This window comes from Acinetobacter lwoffii, from assembly GCF_024129595.1.
GTDB classification, from domain to species: Bacteria; Pseudomonadota; Gammaproteobacteria; order Pseudomonadales; family Moraxellaceae; genus Acinetobacter; species Acinetobacter lwoffii_O.
In genome coordinates this window covers 23237-41788 of the sequence record NZ_JAMXXS010000013.1, presented here as the reverse complement: position 1 = coordinate 41788, position 18552 = coordinate 23237, and the positions used below count along the sequence as shown (strand labels likewise).

Sequence of the window (18552 nt, the reverse complement as noted above, 5' to 3'; positions counted from 1 at the left end):
TTTTTTTAGGTTTAAAATATTGATAAAAAAAATTTATCTTTTGATCAATATTAATTTAATCGCCTCTATTGCTTGAATCGAATACTATACATATCAACTTTATAGGCATGAATGACGTATGGCTGACAGTCAATTTTCCAAAGCTCTTATTTTTATGCTGATTGGCTCTGCCATCATTTTGGCACTGTCATTGGGTGTACGTCATGCATTTGGCTTGTATCTGGTGCCGATGAGCGAAGAATTTGGCTGGGGTCATAATGTTTTTAGCCTGGCCATTGCCATGCAAAACCTGATATGGGGTGCAGTTCAACCGATTACCGGGGCATTTGCCGATAAATATGGCAGCAAGATTGTGGTGGCTGTAGGCGGCGCCTTATATGCAATCGGTCTACTCTTGATGGCAGTCAGCTCGACCGGATTATTGCTTAATCTGAGTGTGGGTCTGATTCTAGGTCTGGCCCTGTCTGCCACCTCATTTCCTGTCTTATTGTCTGCGGTCGGGCGTGCGGCACCACCAGAAAAACGCAGTTTAGCGATGGGTATTGCCAGTGCCGCAGGTTCTTTTGGTCAGTTTATTATGCTGCCTTCAACCCTACTGCTATTACAGAATGTCGGCTGGTCAGCAGCGCTGGTGGTTAGTGCCATTTTAATTGCACTGATTGTGCCATTGGCTTGGATGCTGAAAGCACCGATGTATGTTAATCCCAACGCGGCCGCTACCCCCAATAAAGTCTCACTGAGTTTTAAACAGATTCTGGTGGTAGTGAAAAATCATAAACCCTTTTGGTTTCTGGCCATGGGCTTTTTTGTTTGTGGTTTTCAGGTCGTTTTTATTGGCATCCACCTGCCGGGCTATCTGATTGATCATGGCTTTAATGCCACAACTGGTACAATTTTCTTAGCCTTAGTGGGTTTGTTTAATGTGGTAGGCACCTATACGGCCGGCTGGCTTGGTGGCAAATATTCCAAACCGCATCTGTTAATGGGATTATATGCCCTGCGTGGAATTGCGATTATTGCTTTTCTCATGCTGCCTCTCAGCACATGGACAGTCTATACCTTTGGTGTCATTATGGGACTACTCTGGTTATCAACCGTTCCGCTGACCAATGGTATTGTGGCGAATATGTTCGGGGTGAAATATCTGACCATGCTCAGTGGCATTGTGTTCTTTACCCATCAGGTTGGCTCGTTTTTCGGTGGCTGGCTCGGTGGAGTCAACCATGATTTGAGCGGCAATTATAATGCGGTGTGGATGCTATCAATTGTCCTCAGCATTTTTGGCGTACTGGTGCATTTCTGGGTCAATGAGGAGCAAATCGTCCATGACTGATTCTCTACTGAAACTCAAACTCTCGATTGTGGTGGCAATCCTGCTTTTACTGGCTTTGTCGATTGGCCTGTGGTTACAAACCCCTGAGCTGTTTGAATATTTTAATCAGGCTTTCTGCGCACACTAAACTGTCGGAATATCCTCAGCAAAAAATACGCAATCTATCGCAGAATAAGTTAAAAGCTGTAAAATCAATTAAATAGAAAAAATATAATATTATTCATAAACTTATAATTTCTTTTGATTTTATTTCAGTCCGGAATTTTCTTAGATTTTCATCAACAAGAAAATTCTGAGACTTGATAATGACCAGCTTAACCCAACTTTCACAAGCCATTCATGATGCCCCACGCTGGCATCAGCCAGATCAATTGCAACATCCGGATGAAATCAAGATTGTACCGCAAATCGGTCAGGCCTTAGGCGCAGTGGTCTATGGTCTGGATGCCCGTAAAGCCCAGTCATCCGAAACTATTCTGAAATTAAAACAGGCGCTGGCCGAGCATCTGATTTTGATCTTTAAGCAGCAAAGTCTGGATGATTTACAATACTTGGCGTTTTCAACTTATTTCGGTTCCATTTTCCGCCCAAGTGCAGATACGCCGGTACTGGCTGCGCAGTCTGATAGCGGTGTTCCACCCGATGTCGTTCCGGTGTCCAATGCCGTCGGTCAGGGAGACTATACTGGGCATGGTGAACTGACTCCACATGCCGATCATCAATGGACACCATTACCTTCTTTTGGTTCTCTTCTGTATGCAATTGAACTACCTCAGGACGGCGGGCAGACCAGCTGGATCAATACCATTAAAGCCTATGATGCACTTGATAAAGAAACCAAGGCAGAGATTGATCAGCTGCAACTGATTACTTACAACCCTTTCGTGCGCCGTCAAAAAACTAAAGATCAGGCTGATGATCAAGACTATGGCAACAGCCCGCTGTACCGTTTTAAAGATCAGCCCATATTAAGTCATGCCTATCCGCATCCACTGGTGCGAACTCATCCTGAATCCGGCCGTAAAGCACTTTGGCTAAACACGCATACCGAGGTCGAGCTGGTTAATTATGATGATCAGGCTAGCAGTGAACTGATCGCCAAAATTACGTGAGCGTATTTCAAAACCTGAATTCGCTTATGAACATCATTGGGAAGTGGGCGATATTGTGTTCTGGGACAATCAGGTGACTCTGCACTCCCGTCGTCCTTTTCCGGCTGATCAGCGCCGTTTATTGAAACGTATCAGTCTGGCGGGTAGCCGTCCATTTTAATAAGAAAAACGAGAATAATGAGAAAGGTAGCTCAAACCTTCAATAATTACGATTTATCATGTCGCTCTTCCACCATTGAGACTTTGAACGGCTCAATGGTTTTTTTATTTTCTCAAATAATAAAAATATCTAACTCTGAATATAAATGTAGAGAGTAAATTCCGTAACAAAACAAAGCGTCTGTTTACTTTTCCTCACCTAATCTGCCTAGTGTATTTTCCTTTTTCTGCTTAGCGTATTAGAAAATCAGCAATAAACCTATGGAAAGAGGAAACGACAATGAATCAGCTTCAATTTTCAGATTGTGTTCAAACCTGTATGAACTGTTCCCTGGCATGCGCTAACTGTGCCAGTGCCTGTCTTAAAGAAGAAGATTTAGACATGATGCGGGAATGTATCCAGCGCTGTCTGGATTGTGCAGATATCTGTCAGCTGTGTGCCCGTATGGAACAAAAGCAGTCTCCATTCATGCATGAGATATGTGAACTTTGCGCCAAAGCATGTGACTACTGTGCAGAAGAATGTGGCAAGCACCAACATGAACATTGTCAGCAATGTGCCGAAGCATGCCGCCGCTGTGCTGAAGAATGCCGAAAAATGGCTGCTTAAAAATTCAATTTGATCAACTTGACTGACTTAATCAATTCCAATAAAAAAACCGCAAGTGAAGACTTGCGGTTTTTCTGTCTAAGTCAAATATCTCACTTAGAATAAACGGTTCATACCATTCAGTGTCGCTACACGATACGCTTCCGCCATGGTCGGATAGTTAAACGTGGTTTCTACAAAGTACTTGATCGTATTATTCGGGCTGTTCATGACCGCCTGACCAATATGGATAATTTCAGAGGCATTATTACCGAAGCAATGTACACCCAAAACTTCTAGCGTTTCGCGATGGAACAGAATCTTTAATTCGCCCATGGTATCACCGGTAATCTGTGCACGTGCCAAATGACGGAATGATGCCTGACCGACTTCATACGGAATCTTTTCTTCAGTCAGCTGCTGTTCAGTCTTACCAATCGAAGAAATCTCAGGAATGGTATAAATCCCGGTTGGAATATCAGTCACCGGTGCAACGTCTTTCTCGCCGCTCATGTTGGCACCCGCGCAACGACCTTGGTCATAGGCAGCAGAGGCTAGCGAAGGCCAGCCGATCACATCACCGGCAGCATAGATATTTTCAACTTCAGTCTGATATTGATCATTCACAGTCAATTGACCACGGCTGTTCGGTTTCAGGCCAACATTTTCAAGACCTAGACCATCAGTATTGCCTGAACGGCCATTACACCACAAAATTGCATCAGCTTTGATTTTCTTGCCGCTTTGCGTGTGCATCACCACATGGTCATCAAATGTTTCTAAAAAGTCGATCTGTTCATTATGACGAATCAATACACCCTGTTCACGCAAGTGATAAGACAGTGCATCAGAGATTTCATCATCCAGATAGCTTAAAAGTTTGTGCTGGGTGTTGATCAGGTCAACTTTATGTCCCAGACCAATAAAGATCGAGGCATATTCACAACCGATTACACCTGCGCCATAAATAATGATTTTCTGGATGGAATAGTCCAGATCCAGAATTTTGTCTGAATCAAATACACGCGGATGATTAAAATCAAGAATGTCTGGACGATATGGACGCGAGCCGCTGGCAATGACCAGTTGCTTAAACATCAGCGTTTCTTTAATGCCATCTGGGTTAAATACAAAAATGGTATTTTGATCCTGAATGTAAGCACGACCATGATAAATATCAATTTTATTGCGGTCGTAGAAACGTGAATGTGTATCTACTTGTTGTTGAATAACTTTATGTGCATGACGCAACACTTGCTTCATGGTGAACTGCTTCCAGTCCCCAACTTTTTGAAACAGTGGATCACGTTGATAACGGATAATACTGGATACTGTTTGACGCAATGCTTTACTTGGAATCGTACCGACATGGGTACAGTTACCACCCAGCTGTTCACGCATCTCAACGATTGCAACACGCTTACCAGATTTGGCAAGTTTCATTGCCGCGCCTTCGCCCGCAGGGCCCGAACCTAGAACTACCGCATCATATTTAACGAAAGTCCCACTAACGACCTCTTTTTTACGTGGCATTCAACGCTCCTCAAAATTAAAAAATTCACTTTAATCTACACTCTTATTATGACGTAAATCCTGTTGATTTGGTGTATTTAACTCACATATATTGCTTGATAAGAACATTTTTTAAATGAATACCCCTTTTTGCCCTATTTAGAACGAAGTCCGTTATAATAACTGCGCTATCTTTGAGTATCTCCCCCTTCAAAAACAGTGGAAAAGTTGAATATGTCTGAAAACCGTAAACCTGAACAGGGCGTCAAACTTCGCGGTGCGGAAAAAGTTGCCCGCATTCCTGTAAAAGTTGTTCCTACGGTTGAAACGCCACGTAAGCCGGACTGGATCCGGGTGAAAATGGCGGCACCTGAAGAAGTTCAACGTATTAAAACCACACTACGTCAGCAAAAATTACATACGGTGTGCGAAGAAGCCGCCTGTCCAAACCTGCCTGAATGTTTTGGTGGCGGTACTGCGACTTTCATGATTATGGGCGATATCTGTACCCGTCGTTGTCCGTTCTGTGATGTGGCTCATGGCCGTCCAAATGCACTCGATGCAGATGAACCGCGTCATATGGCAGAAACTATTGCCAATCTGGGTTTGAAATATGCAGTGATCACTTCGGTAGACCGTGATGATTTACTGGATGGCGGTGCACAGCATTTTGTAGATTGTATTAAAGAAGCGCGTGCTCTAAGCCCGAATACCCTGCTGGAAATTCTGGTGCCAGATTTCCGTGGTCGTATGGATATCGCGCTGCGCATCATGACTGAATGCCCACCAGATGTGTTTAACCACAATATCGAAACTGTACCGCGTTTATATAAAGCCATGCGTCCAGGTTCTGACTATCAGCACTCTTTAAACCTGCTGAAAATGTTTAAAGAATACTGCCCGGACGTACCAACCAAATGTGGTCTGATGGTCGGTATTGGTGAAACTGAAGAAGAAGTGCTGGCCCTGCTTGATGATCTGCATGCGCATGGCGTAGATTATGTGACGATTGGTCAGTATTTGCAGCCTTCAAAAGAACATGCAGCGATTGACCGCTTTGTAACACCTGAAGAATTCGAGCGTTATACCGAACATGGCCAAAAACTGGGCTTCCGTAATATCTGGGCAGCACCAATGGTTCGTTCAAGCTACTTTGCCGACCGCCAATACTACGGCGAACCTGTACCAGCAGTGCGTCGTAAAGTGGATCCTGCCAAAAAAATTGCAGTTCAGGCCATTGAAGCTTAATCCTGTTTAAACCAATGAAATAAAAGCCCTCTCTTGTAGAGGGTTTTTTTATTTCTTCAATTTAAATTTTTACTGAGTGTTAAACCCCCCATTTTTTATTTTAGATAAGATTAAGTCATTACTTATCTTCACATTTCTTTGCGCGTTCTCACTTGAAGACTGAGCATTTTTCAAACAATCTCATAAATAGATGAAAGATTTAAAAATATCGTTGCAAGACTTGAAAACGATCATTCTCACACGTGCAATGCTGAACCTGTCCGATCCTCAAGCGACAAAAAAAATGAATGAACTGTGACAAAAATTCTATGAGATCTCGGCACAGGCAGCGTTGTATAAATCTGGAGAACTATAACAATGCTATTTATATTTGCTGTACTACTGCTATTACTCAGTTTATGGGCCGTTTTCTATTTTCAGCTCTCCCGTAGCGCGGGTGCAATTGCGCTGATCATCGTGTCAATTGTCTGCGCTTTTATTAGTCCATGGTCGCTGATTCTAGGAATTCCGCTGATCCTAATTAGCCTTGTAGTGATGATCGACCCTTTACGTATGTCGTTTATTTCCAAACCGGCCTATAAAGCACTGGCAAATGCCATGCCGAGTATCAGTCCGACAGAACGCGAAGCACTGGATTCCGGAACTAGCTGGTGGGAAAAAGAGCTGTTTATGGGTGCACCGAATTGGGAAACCTTTAACAGTTATCCTTATCCAAAGCTGTCGCTAGAAGAACAGGCCTTTCTGAACAATGAAGTTGAAACCTTGTGCAGCATGCTGGATGAATGGGAAATTCATGAGCAAAAAGCGCTGCCTGATCATGTCTGGCAATATATTAAGGAACATGGTTTCTTGGGCCTGATTATTCCCAAAGAATACGGCGGTCGTGCCTTTAGCTCCTTTGCCCAAAGTCGGGTGATGAGCAAGATTGCTTCGCGATCTCTGACCACAGCCGTGAGTTGTATGGTACCGAACTCACTCGGACCAGGCGAGCTGTTACTGCATTATGGTACCGAAGAACAGAAAGACCGTTATCTGCCGGGTCTGGCGCGAGGCGAAGAAATTCCCTGTTTCGGTTTGACCAGTCCGGAAGCCGGCTCCGATGCCGGTGCGATTCCTGATACGGGCGTGGTCTGCTATGGCCAGTTTGAAGGTCAGGAAGTCTTAGGCCTGAGAATGAATTTTTCTAAACGATGGATTACTTTGGCACCAATTGCGACAGTGGTGGGTCTGGCCTTTAAAATGTATGACCCTGATCATCTTCTGGGTGAACAGACTGAATACGGCATTACCTGTGCCCTGCTCCCTGCCAGTCATGAAGGCGTAATAGTGGGACCACGGCATAACCCCGGACCACCATTCATGAATGGTACGGTTGAAGGTAAAGATGTGTTTATTCCTCTGGACTGGATTATTGGTGGCGTCAAAAATGCCGGCAAAGGCTGGCGTATGCTGATGGAATGTTTGGCAGTCGGTCGTGGCATTTCCCTACCAGCGCTGTCTACTTCTACTTCAGAAATGACTTATTTAAATGTGGGTGCTTTCTCTCGTATTCGTCAGCAATTCAAGATTTCAGTTGGTAAGTTTGAGGGTGTTCAGGAAGCCAATAGTGAAATCGCCAGTGACACCTATATGCTGGAAGCCTTCCGTTATCTGGTCACCTGTGGTCTGAATCAGGGTGGCAAGCCTGCCGTAATGACGGCGATTGCCAAATACTATGCAACTGAAGGCATGCGTAAAGTGGTCAATCACGGCATGGATGTGGTCGGTGGTCGTGCCATTCAGATGGGGCCGCGTAACTTTCTGGCACCTTACTATCAGGCAATTCCAGTCTCCATTACCGTCGAAGGCGCCAATATTCTCAGTCGTTCCTTGATGATTTTTGGACAGGGTTCAATGCGCTGCCATCCTTATCTATATGAAGAATTACAGCTCTTACAGGCAGAAGACTCGGCAGCGGCTCTAAATCCTTTTGATAACTTGCTGTTTAAGCATTTGGGTTACACCTTTAACCGGACTGCTCGCTCCTTTGCCTATGCCTTTACAGGTGGCTCAAGTGCTGCGCCGCAAAGTGCGGTTGATTTCACCCAGCCTTATTATAAGATCATTAATCGGCTGAGTGCCAACTTTGCTTTAACTGCGGATATGTGCCTAGGTTTACTCGCAGGGGATATCAAACGTAAGGAAATGCTTTCGGGTCGTCTGGCCGATATTCATGCACATCTGTTTATTGCTTCCTCAATTCTGAAATATTTTGAGCATAGCAAAAAGACTGAAGATGAGCGTTTACATGCACAGCTTGCGGTAGAAAAGTCTCTGTATACAGCGCAAGAAGCTTTTTTTGACCTGTTTGCCAACTTTCCATCAGGTGCAGCAGCAGGCATGGTCAAACTGCTATGTTTCCCATTTGGCCGTCCGGTACAGAAACCATCAGACCAGCTGAAACAACAGGTAGCAAACAGCATGATGGAAAACAATGCTTTCCGGCAGTCACTCAAAAAACATGTCTACTATAATATTAATGAAAATGATGTCACTGGCCGTATGGAATCTACTTTCAATCTGCTACTCGAGATTGAAAAACTCTGGGATCGCTTTAAAAAAGCTGAAAATAAAGGACAATTTAAAGGACTCAGTTTTGCTGAGCATGTAGCCGATGCACAGCTACAAGGCTTTATTAATGATCAGGAAGCAGAAAAACTGCTGCACTATAATGCGCGCCGCTATGACAGCATGTTGACCGATGTATTCGATCTGCATTTGAATGAGGTATTAGAGCTTGAGAATCCGTATCTCATCAAGGAAGATGCTACAGGTACCGATACTTCAGTGCAAACTGATCCTTCACACTCAGTATCACCTTAAATCAAACTTTTGATCAAAGGTGTCATAAATTCCAGAGTGAAGTCATTTTATTACTTTACTCTGGAAGCTTCATAAGTGGCTTTTCAGCCACTTTTTTTTACGACTATTGCAGGATAGTATTTTGGCTTAAAAGCGTTAAGCTAAAGCAATAATAAAATTGAGGATAAAGCATGTCACAACAAGATTATGAAAATGGCTTGAAAGTCCGTACTGAAGTAATGGGGGAAAGCTTTGTGCAGCGTGCTCAAGAAAATACCGTGCCTTTTACCCAGCCATTACAGGACTGGATTAATGAACATGCCTGGGGTTCGACCTGGCAACGTGAAGGTATTTTACCGCGTAAATATCGTTCTTTAATTACCATTGCATTTCTAACCGCGCAAAAAAGTCCCACTGAACTAAAAGGTCATGTGCGAGGTGCCCTAAATAACGGCGCAACGGTTGAGGAAATTCAGGAAGTGTTGTTGCATAGCCTGCCTTACTGCGGTGCACCGGCAACCCAGGAAGCCTTTCGTGCCGCGCTTGAAGTCATTCAGGAATATGAAACGAATCAGTAGAATTAAAAGATGAATATAGACTGTAAATTTCTGAAGCCTAGGAAGGTTTAACATTAGCTTAAGCTATTTAAATTAATAATCAATAAGAAAGCCGAGAGTTATTAAATTCTCGGCTTTTCATATTTTTGATAATAAAATCTGTCGTTATGGATTTAATTCAAAATAATGGTTTTTCTATGAATAGCAATTTATAAGAAAGACTCTAACCCCTTAATTCAATCTGTGTACGTTGTTCTAAGCCTTGTACCGCAGCGGAGAAATCTAGTTGGCTAGCCTGAGGTCTAGCAATCTGCTGAAACTGTTCTTGCACCAATGACATGACTGATAAATCCAGTTGCTGCTGTTGCACTAACTCTAAAGCAATACCGATATCTTTCTGCAGTAAATCCAACGCAAAGGTTTTATGAAACTCACGGCTTAAAACCCGCTGTGCCATGATATTTTCTGACATGCTGCTTTTACCACTGGAATGATTAATACAGTTTAGTGCACTGCTTAAATCAACTCCTTGCCCTTTCAGTACAGTCAAGCCTTCAGCCAGTGCCCATAAATGGGTAGCCATCAAAGTATTGTTAACGGCTTTTACTGCAAAACCGGAACCACTTTCTCCCACATATTCAATCAACCCAGCAAAAGCAGCAATGATCGGTTTAGCTTGTTCAAAGGCAGCTTCATTTCCTCCCACCATCACGGTTAAAGTACCCTTTTCTGCACCAATGGTCTGACCGGATACCGGAGCATCCAGATAATAGCTTCCCTGTTGCTCCAGTAGGTTTGCCAGTTTTTGTCCCGATTCCGGCACACCGCTGGTACAGTCAATCCAGATTGCACCTTGCTTGGGTGGATGTGTCGCAATTAATGCTTCCACATCCTGACTGGTCGGCAAGCAAGAAAAAATAAAATCTGCCTGAACCGCCTGTTCAATACTCACTGCCTGAGTCCTGAAAGATTGAGCATGATCTAGCGCTTTCTGTTCAGTTCGGTTCCAGACCCAAACCGGGTGTTCGAGTTTTGGCAAATGGGAGGCCATATGCCAGCCCATTGCCCCGAGTCCTAAAAATGCAACTGTATGACTCAAAAAATACTCCTCATATTAAGCGACTGGCTTAACCTCAACTTCTGTTGCGGTCGATTCAGATTCAGGCATTTCTTTATCTTCACCACGATTCAGGAACAGGTTCAACAGAATCGCAGCTAAAGTTGCAGTACCGATACCACCCAAATCAAAACCACCGATCTGCAAGCTATAGTTACCTGTGCCCATAATCAAACACACCGCACCAATAATCAGGGTACTGTTCTTGGTAAAATCAACATGGTTATCCACCCAGATTTTGGCACCCGCCACAGTAATCAACCCGAAGACCACAATCGATGCGCCACCCAATAAAGCTACTGGAATGGTACTGATCACCGCACCAAATTTAGGTGAAAGTCCCAGCAAAATAGCGAAGATCCCAGCAAAGATAAACACGGTGGTTGCATACACTTTAGTAACTGCCATCACACCGATATTTTCAGCATAAGTCGTCATCCCGGTACCGCCGACAGAAGCGGATAATGAAGTACAAACCCCATCTGCAAAGAAACCGCGTCCCATATACGGCGACAGATTTTTACCAGTCATTGCGGATACCGCTTTAAAGTGTCCTAGATTTTCCGCAACCAGAATAATGGCCACCGGTGCAATCATCAGCATCGCATTCATTTCAAAGACCGGACTCTGGAAATTCGGCAAACCAAACCATGCCGCCTCACTGACTTTGCTGAAATCAATCGCAGGTCCGAAGCCCATTACATTAGTGAAAAGGAAATAAATCAGGTAGGAAGACAGTAGGCCTAATAACAGCAGTAAACGGCGCACCATCCCACGGGTAAATACCGCGATCACACTGATACAGATAATGGTGACTAGCGCCATCCAGGAATCAAACTGGTTGGCTGAAACACTTTTGATCGCGACAGGTGCCAGATTCAGACCGATAATCATCACGATGACGCCCGTGACCACGGGTGGCATCAGCTTTTCAATCCATGCAGTACCGGTTTTCATGACCAGCAGGCCAATCAAGGCATAAACGATACCGCAGGCAATGGTTCCCCCGAGTGCCAGCCCGATATTTGCATTCGCCCCCGCTCCAGAGTAGCCTGTAACTGCCACCACGGCACCAATAAATGCAAAACTGGATCCCAGATAACTTGGCAATCGACCGCCCGTGATCAGGAAAAATAAAATGGTACCAATCCCGGTAATAAAAATCGTAAGATTGGGATCAAACCCCATTAAAAGCGGCGCCAGCACGGTTGCGCCAAACATGGCAAACACATGCTGTAACCCGAGAATAATACTTTTCCCAGCCGGCAGATATTCATCTGTTTGAACTGGGGTTGTATCGATATTGCCTTGGTAAGGCTTAAATTTTGGAAACCACGTTTCTTTTTCTTGCATGGGCTTCCCCTCCTTGATTAGGACTGAATTGATTTAGCACATTTTGTGTGGCTCACAGTAAGAACGGTTAAAGTACATCAGCGCATTGCCTTGACGCTGGCACATGGCCTTCACTTCACAGAACAGCACATCATGACTACCTACGGATAAACATTGGACTACCTCACAGTCGAAACTGACCAAGGCGTCCTCAAGTACAGGTGACTGGGTCACCAACGTTTTCCAGTTCCCCTGACTGAAACGCTCTGCCATCGGCGTTTTTCCACCGAACAGATTGGATAGATGCTGTTGATGTGATGCCAAGGTATTCACACACAACACCTGATTATTTTTAAAAGTTTCATAAACCGAAGCTGAACGGTTCAGACAGACCAGCAAAGTCGGTGGCGTATCAGTCACACTACAGACCGCTGATGCCGTAAATCCTGCCTGTCCCGCCGTGCCGTGTGTGGTAATCACATTCACTGCAGCGCCCAGATTAGACATGCCCTGACGGAAAATCTGCTGATCGACCTGGGTCAATACTTCAGCTGCGGTTTCAGTCTTTAAAACCTTATTTGATGCATTATTCTCTGCAACTACGTCATCGATGATTTTAGACAGTTTGGCATTCATGCTGTTCCCCCCGCCCCAAGTCAGTTTTCAGTGACAGACTTAGGGCTGATATAGATGAGATTGAATCAGGTGGTTCGACTTATACATGGGCAATCGAGGCGATTTCGACCAGCGCATGAGGTTTGACCAAACCCGTCTGTACGCAATATCGTGCCGGTTTATCTCCCGGGAAATACTCTGCATAAACGGCATTAATCGCTGCATAATCTGCCCAATCTTTGACAAATACATGATTGAAAGTCACATCGTCCATGCTGCCACCGGCTTCTTCAATGACGCGCTTGATGGTTTCCAGAATATGACGAGTCTGTGCTGCTGCATCGCCGACATGCACGATGTTATTATTTTCATCAAAGGCCAATGTGCCTGACACATAGACAATATTGTCTGCCTTGGTTGCCGGTACAAACGGCGCTAACGGTTTTGAAGTTCCTGCTGGAATAATGACTTCTTTAGGCATACTGTTTTTTCCTTAATCCTGATCTTTAATTTTTTAGGCACTTTCAGCCAATTTAGTTTCTTTAAGTGATTCACTTTCTTTTTGAAAGTTTTCGACAAAATTTGCGGTATCGGATACCCAGCCAAAGAAGGTCTTGATGTTGTACAGGCTGGCTTCGTGGGCTTCGACTGGCCCGGCCTGATGGCAGGCATCCGCCAGCGCCACGCCGAAATATTCCAGAAAGAAACCATCACGTAAGGTCGATTCCACACAAACATTGGTGGCAATTCCCACAAACACCAGATTGCGAATACCACGCACACGCAACATGCTGTCCAGTGCAGTATTAAAGAAACCGCTATAGCGAGGTTTTTCAATGACCAGATCTTGTGGCAATGGCTTTAATTCATCAATCAATTCAAAATCCCAACCGCCCTTGGCCAGTAATTTCCCCTGTAATTCAGGCTGTTTACGCATAGTCTTTAAGGCATTGGATTTATGGAAATTCGGAGAATCCGTACCACCCGCTTCCTTATATTCTGCATCCCAGCCATTTTTAAAATAGATGACCTGAATACTGGCCGCATGCGCAGCATCGACTGCTTTTTTTATATTTTCGACCACGGGTTTGGTTTTTGAGATATCAAAACCAGCCAGATCCAGATAGCCACCCTGCGAGGTATAGGCATTCTGCATGTCGATCACAATCAGGGCAGTCTGTTCAGGTGCAAGGCAGATTGCTTCAGGCTCAGCTTTAAGCGTTTTTCCGGTACCCAGTTTTTCTGTAAAATCGGCAGTTACTACTGACTCACTCATGCGCTTTTCTCCAGAACAGGTGCTTCGCCCTCAATCACAATATGGTCACGGCATTTCATTAATGGCTGGATTTTCTGACCGAAATCTTCTACGCCCTGAACGAAATCATCAAAAGTCAGCAGCACACCTTCAGTGCCCTTGATCTCGCCAATTTCATCTAACATTCGTGCCACATTTTCATAAGAACCGACCAAGGTTCCCATATTGATATTCACTGGAGATACACTAGACGCCATTTGACGGATATTGGTATCTGCACCGGAAGTCGTGTCTTTCCCGCCCTGATTCATCAACCAGTTAATCGCTTCCATATCTGCGCCATCGTTATAGTGTTGCCATTTCACTTGAGCTTCTTCATCAGTTTCTGCCGCGATGACCATAAACAGCACATAAGTCTGTACATCACGACCCGTCACATCTGTTTTTTCTTTTAGGCGATCATTAATTTCTGCATAAGCGGTCGGTGTATTCAGCCCTTTACCAAACACGAAGTTGTAGTCAGCATATTGCGCAGAAAACTCCAGACCGGCATCAGACTGACCAGCACAGATGATTTTCATGTCTGCTTGCGGGCGAGGGCTGACACGACAGTCTTCCATCTGGAAATGTTCGCCTTTAAAGTCTGATTTTCCAGTTGCCCAGAGCTCACGCAGGATCTGTACATATTCAGACAGATATTCATAGCGCTTGCCAAAATACTCATTGCCTGGCCACATGCCCATCTGGGTGTATTCAGGTGGCTGCCAGCCGGTCACCACATTCAGACCGAAACGGCCATTAGAAATAGAATCAATGGTAGATGCCATACGTGCCACAATTGCCGGTGGCATGACCAAAGTGGCTGCCGTTGCATAAATTTGAATTTTGCTGGTCACCGCTGCGAGACCCGCCATCAGGGTAAAAGTTTCCAGGTTATGTTCCCAGAATTCGGTCTTGCCACCAAAGCCACGCAGCTTGATCATGGAAAGTGCGAAATCGAAACCATAGTGTTCAGCACGCTGCACGATTTGTTTGTTTAACTCAAAAGTCGGCATGTACTGTGGTGCATTTTCAGAGAGTAACCAGCCGTTATTTCCAATTGGACAGAAGACACCTATTTTCATTTTCACACCTCATTATTTTTAACCAATATTCAAAATCCTGTTGCCAATTCAGGTTTTTTATTTATGCTCAAAATATTGCAAAGCGCGTGCCAATTTATTTTATTTATTTATTTTTAAATACTTAATATTTATATTTTTGAATTTTTAGTAAAATAATGACTTTCACCCCTGAATCAATTTTGCTCATCGTGTTTCATTCAGGTGCATTAAAATTGATCATCATCGCTTTTAGGAAGAATCAGATTTTGAGTAAAAACCATAAAAATAATTCATTAGAAAAAATAAAAAGCCAGAAACAGGTTCTGGCTTGAGCAAACAAAGTTACTTGCTGAAAATATCAGGCTGATTTTAAAAATTGCAGTATGCTTTGGTTGATCTGGGCGGTTTCAGTCACTGTAGAAGCATGCGCTCCTGTTGCAAACAGACTGAGCTGACTATGCGGCAATAATTGCTGAAGTTGTTGCGAGCGTTGATAAGGCACCAAAAAATCATCTTGATTGGCAATCAGATGTACAAGAACATCTTTGAGCGCCTGCTGATGTGCCTCCTCTAGCTTAAAAGCCTGCACTGCCTGTATACGAGCTAAGACATTTTGAATTGGCGGAAAGTCCAGTAGCTGTTTATTTTCTGCTTCTGTTAACGGGTCAAGATGTGTCGAGATCCAGTGTGGAGGATACAGAAATAAGGCTTGTGCCCGCACATAAGCCTCGGCTCCGCTATTCAACAATAATGATGTGCGTGCCTGAAAACATTTTTGGGTATGTGAATCCAGTTCTCCCCAGGCATTCAACATAGTCAGGCTGAATAACTTAAACGCTTTATCAACCTGATAGGTTGCGAGTTGCATGCCGATATGCCCACCCAATGCATGACCAATAAAATGAAATTCACGGATATCCTGATTGATCAATAAATCCAGAATCTGGCGGGCCATATGATCTACGCAATAAGGTATTGACAACAGTTCAGAATCCGAATGGCAACCTTCCTGATCATAAGTCACCACATGAAAATCTTGCTGCAAAACCTCAATTTGTGGATTCCAGAAACTGGCATGTCCGCCTAGCCCAGAAGAAAGCACTACATAAGGCGCATCGGCCCGTGCTGCACGATGAATAAATAAAGACATAAAATTCTCATAGTTTAAATATGAGATGAACGCAGCAAAATATATGCCTAAACAGGACCTTTTTTGAACAACTGTTAAAATTACAGCCAGTAGACATTAAAGCTGTAATAAAATTCTTGTACTTCAAAACGTACGTTATAGCCTAGATCTGTTAACTCGGCAGACAAGGCACGAATATCTTCCAAAGGCAGATGTTTAGGAAAAACTGTCAGTACCGCTGTATTGCCTTGCCGGGCATTATCTTCAATCAGTTGCGCCAGACGTGGCTTATACATTTCAATATTCAGGTTAGCAACATTGGATAAAATTTTGGCCTGATCTGCCGTCATAAAAGTCATTTTTATTTTCTCTTTTAATGTTATTTCATTAAGCTAAATGATTTATAAAGCGCTTAATATTTCACTTTTGTATCAGAACAAGCTGAAATAATTGCATAAAAAAATCCCTCATGATGAGGGATTTTTTTTGATCAAACTTACTGGCCTGGTAGAGGAATATATTGTGAAGCACTGTCTTGTGCCTTACGTTCAGTCACCACAACTTCTAGCATCATGGTTTTCCCTGCCCGCTCAATTTCAATCTGAATGGTACTGTTTGGCTTTTGCAAAGCCACAAAATTAATCAGATGTGAGGCGGAACTAATCTCTTCCTCATTTACTTTCATAATTTTATCACCACGCTGGATTCCCGCTTTGGCAGCAGGTCCATCTGGGAGCACTTCTGCGACCGTTACGCCTTTTTCTTTGGGTTGCAGGACATCATCACGCTCTGCAGGTAATAAGCTGATCCCTAACCAGCCACGAACCACACGGCCATCTTTCAAAATGGCATTCATCACCTGCTGACAGATTTTGGCCGGAATGGCAAAACCAATCCCCAGTGAACCACCAGACTGCGAGAAGATTGCGGTATTGACGCCAATTAAATTACCGGCGACATCAATAAGTGCACCGCCCGAGTTCCCCGGGTTAATTGCAGCATCGGTCTGTACAAAGTCTTCATAGGTATTAATACCCAAGTCTGAACGGCCCGTTGCCGAGATAATCCCCTGCGTCACGGTTTGCCCAACACCAAAAGGATTACCAATGGCCAGAACCACATCACCGACTTCATTACCACTGAGTTTAAATGGCAGAACTGGCAATTGTGTCAGTTCAATCTTGATCACGGCCAGATCGGTATCCGGATCAGTTCCAACCACCTTGGCTTCAGCACGACGACCATCCTGCAAAGCCACTACAATCTGATCGGCCTGTGCAATCACGTGGTTATTGGTCAGGATATAACCGTCTGGACGTACAATTACACCCGAACCTAAACTGTTCTCATTCGGGCTTTGTCCATACTGGTCAGGCAACTGATCGCCAAAGAATTCACGAAATACCGGATCGGTCAGTAAAGGATGCGCCTGTTGCTTGACTTTTTGGGTAGTAAAAATATTCACAACAGCCGGTGCTGCCACTTTTACAGCAGCACTATAGGAGACCACGCCTCCTGAGCGCGACGTATCAATCAACGGCTCTACTTTTTCAGCAGGCATTTTGACGCCATCTGGCGCAACTGGTGCCTTTGGTTTTTGTAGTTGTTGCCACCCCAAAAAACCGATAATGACTAAAATCAGTAACACCCAGGGTAACCATGTAAAGGTGCGGCGCACGTTGCTATCCTCTAAAATATTTTAATTCGTTGATGACTAAGTAATTTATGTCCTATTGTAATGCTAAATACATAACTAAACACAAAAAATTCCACAGAGATTTGTGCAGCTTTAGTTACAATTAGACCTATAAATAAATATGGGCAAGTTTTTAAACTTACAGGAATTTTATGGCGAATTTGAACGATATTATTCAATGGTGTGACCAGACTTTGGCAGCATGTGAATTTAAGGACTATGCACCGAATGGCTTGCAGATTGAAGGCAAATCCGAGGTGAATAAAATCCTCTGTGCCGTGACCGCCTCCCAGAGTGCAATTGAAGCCGCAATTGCACAAGGCGCAGATTTATTGCTGGTTCATCATGGTTATTTCTGGAAAGGTGAAGCCTATCCAATTACCGGCATGCGCGGCAAACGAATTAAGACTCTGATTCAACATGATATCTCACTGGTTGGCTATCACCTGCCTTTAGACAGTCATCCAACACTGGGGAATAATGCTGCCATTGCAGATTTATTAGAACTCGAAAATATCGAACAGCTTGATCCGAATGAAAAACGTCCAATTGGCAATATTGGCTATTTAAAACAGCAGATGACACCGGAAGATTTTAAAAATTATGTTTCAGAAAAGCTGGGCTTTGATGCGATTCACCTGCCTGCTGACAAAACTCAAATCCACAAAGTCGGTTTCTGTACCGGCGGTGCGCAGGATTATATTCAAAAAGCGGCACTACAGAACTGTGATGCCTATATTTCAGGTGAAGTAAGCGAACGTACCTTTTATGAAGCTCAGGAACTGGATGTGCATTATTATGCCTGTGGCCATCATGCGACTGAAAAATACGGTGTGCAACGCCTGGCCAAGGCTATTTCAGAACAGTTTAATATTGAGTATGATTATTTCGAATTAAACAATCCGATTTAATTCGACTGACGGTTATGATCAGTGGCTTTATTCATATATTTTC

Annotated in this window: 17 protein-coding genes and 1 pseudogene; 8 read left to right on the top strand and 10 right to left on the bottom strand. The window is 43.9% G+C overall.

Features of this window, described 5'->3' with window-relative positions; translation table 11 throughout:
- Positions 1-118: 118 nt before the first annotated feature.
- The 4 genes and pseudogenes from NI466_RS08195 (at position 119) to NI466_RS08185 (ending at position 3214) form a co-directional block, all read left to right on the top strand.
- A complete protein-coding gene (locus tag NI466_RS08195; RefSeq protein ID WP_253173302.1) occupies positions 119-1333 on the top strand; it encodes an MFS transporter in 1215 nt (404 codons plus the stop codon).
- Positions 1326-1460 carry a hypothetical protein gene (locus tag NI466_RS15925; protein ID WP_004730126.1) on the top strand — a complete coding sequence of 45 codons (135 nt, stop codon included), beginning with the start codon at positions 1326-1328 and terminating at the stop codon, positions 1458-1460. Before NI466_RS08195 ends, NI466_RS15925 begins: the two co-directional genes overlap by 8 nt.
- Positions 1461-1638: 178 nt before the next feature.
- Positions 1639-2605, top strand: a pseudogene (locus NI466_RS08190) (TauD/TfdA dioxygenase family protein).
- Between the two features lie 279 nt (positions 2606-2884).
- The gene (locus NI466_RS08185; RefSeq protein ID WP_195724927.1) at positions 2885-3214 is read left to right on the top strand and encodes a four-helix bundle copper-binding protein; all 330 of its coding nucleotides are present in this window, start codon (positions 2885-2887) and stop codon (positions 3212-3214) included.
- A 96-nt stretch (positions 3215-3310) separates the two neighbouring features.
- On the opposite strand, the gene sthA is transcribed toward NI466_RS08185, so the two are convergent.
- Entirely contained in the window at positions 3311-4726 is a 1416-nt protein-coding gene (gene sthA / locus NI466_RS08180; RefSeq protein ID WP_004646501.1) for a Si-specific NAD(P)(+) transhydrogenase, read from the bottom strand.
- Positions 4727-4939: 213 nt separating this feature from the next.
- On the opposite strand from sthA, the gene lipA reads away from it, so the two are divergent.
- The 3 genes from lipA (at position 4940) to NI466_RS08165 (ending at position 9372) form a co-directional block, all read left to right on the top strand.
- Entirely contained in the window at positions 4940-5953 is a 1014-nt protein-coding gene (gene lipA / locus NI466_RS08175) for a lipoyl synthase (RefSeq protein WP_005246834.1), read from the top strand.
- A 357-nt stretch (positions 5954-6310) separates the two neighbouring features.
- A complete protein-coding gene (locus NI466_RS08170; protein WP_253173301.1) occupies positions 6311-8815 on the top strand; it encodes an acyl-CoA dehydrogenase in 2505 nt (834 codons plus the stop codon).
- 170 nt (positions 8816-8985) lie between these two features.
- Entirely contained in the window at positions 8986-9372 is a 387-nt protein-coding gene (locus NI466_RS08165; RefSeq protein WP_253173300.1) for a carboxymuconolactone decarboxylase family protein, read from the top strand.
- Between the two features lie 202 nt (positions 9373-9574).
- Here NI466_RS08165 and NI466_RS08160 read toward each other — a convergent pair whose 3' ends face one another.
- From NI466_RS08160 to NI466_RS08120, 9 genes are all read right to left on the bottom strand, one after another.
- Positions 9575-10414, bottom strand: a complete 840-nt coding sequence (locus tag NI466_RS08160; RefSeq protein ID WP_253173315.1) for an NAD(P)-dependent oxidoreductase — start codon at positions 10412-10414, stop codon at positions 9575-9577.
- Positions 10415-10465: 51 nt separating this feature from the next.
- Entirely contained in the window at positions 10466-11821 is a 1356-nt protein-coding gene (gene rutG / locus NI466_RS08155; protein WP_253173299.1) for a pyrimidine utilization transport protein G, read from the bottom strand.
- Between the two features lie 33 nt (positions 11822-11854).
- Positions 11855-12343 (bottom strand): NADH-dependent FMN reductase RutF, encoded by a 489-nt coding sequence (gene rutF / locus NI466_RS08150; RefSeq protein WP_420909184.1) that lies wholly within the window; start codon positions 12341-12343, stop codon positions 11855-11857.
- Positions 12344-12515: 172 nt separating this feature from the next.
- A complete protein-coding gene (gene rutC / locus NI466_RS08145; RefSeq protein ID WP_253173297.1) occupies positions 12516-12896 on the bottom strand; it encodes a pyrimidine utilization protein C in 381 nt (126 codons plus the stop codon).
- Positions 12897-12929: 33 nt separating this feature from the next.
- On the bottom strand, positions 12930-13691 hold the full coding sequence (gene rutB / locus NI466_RS08140; RefSeq protein ID WP_253173296.1) for a pyrimidine utilization protein B: 762 nt from the start codon (positions 13689-13691) through the stop codon (positions 12930-12932).
- Positions 13688-14794 carry a pyrimidine utilization protein A gene (rutA, locus tag NI466_RS08135; RefSeq protein WP_005107412.1) on the bottom strand — a complete coding sequence of 369 codons (1107 nt, stop codon included), beginning with the start codon at positions 14792-14794 and terminating at the stop codon, positions 13688-13690. Before rutA ends, rutB begins: the two co-directional genes overlap by 4 nt.
- 337 nt (positions 14795-15131) lie before the next feature.
- Positions 15132-15923 (bottom strand): pyrimidine utilization protein D, encoded by a 792-nt coding sequence (rutD, locus tag NI466_RS08130; protein ID WP_253173295.1) that lies wholly within the window; start codon positions 15921-15923, stop codon positions 15132-15134.
- Between the two features lie 80 nt (positions 15924-16003).
- Positions 16004-16261, bottom strand: a complete 258-nt coding sequence (locus NI466_RS08125) for a hypothetical protein (protein WP_253173294.1) — start codon at positions 16259-16261, stop codon at positions 16004-16006.
- Positions 16262-16398: 137 nt separating this feature from the next.
- Complete coding sequence (locus tag NI466_RS08120) at positions 16399-17580, bottom strand: S1C family serine protease (protein ID WP_148334389.1); 1182 nt, start codon at positions 17578-17580, stop codon at positions 16399-16401.
- Between the two features lie 170 nt (positions 17581-17750).
- Between NI466_RS08120 and NI466_RS08115 the strand changes: the two genes are divergently transcribed.
- Positions 17751-18509, top strand: coding sequence for a Nif3-like dinuclear metal center hexameric protein (locus NI466_RS08115; protein ID WP_253173293.1), 759 nt, complete (start codon positions 17751-17753; stop codon positions 18507-18509).
- The last annotated feature ends 43 nt before the right edge of the window (positions 18510-18552 follow it).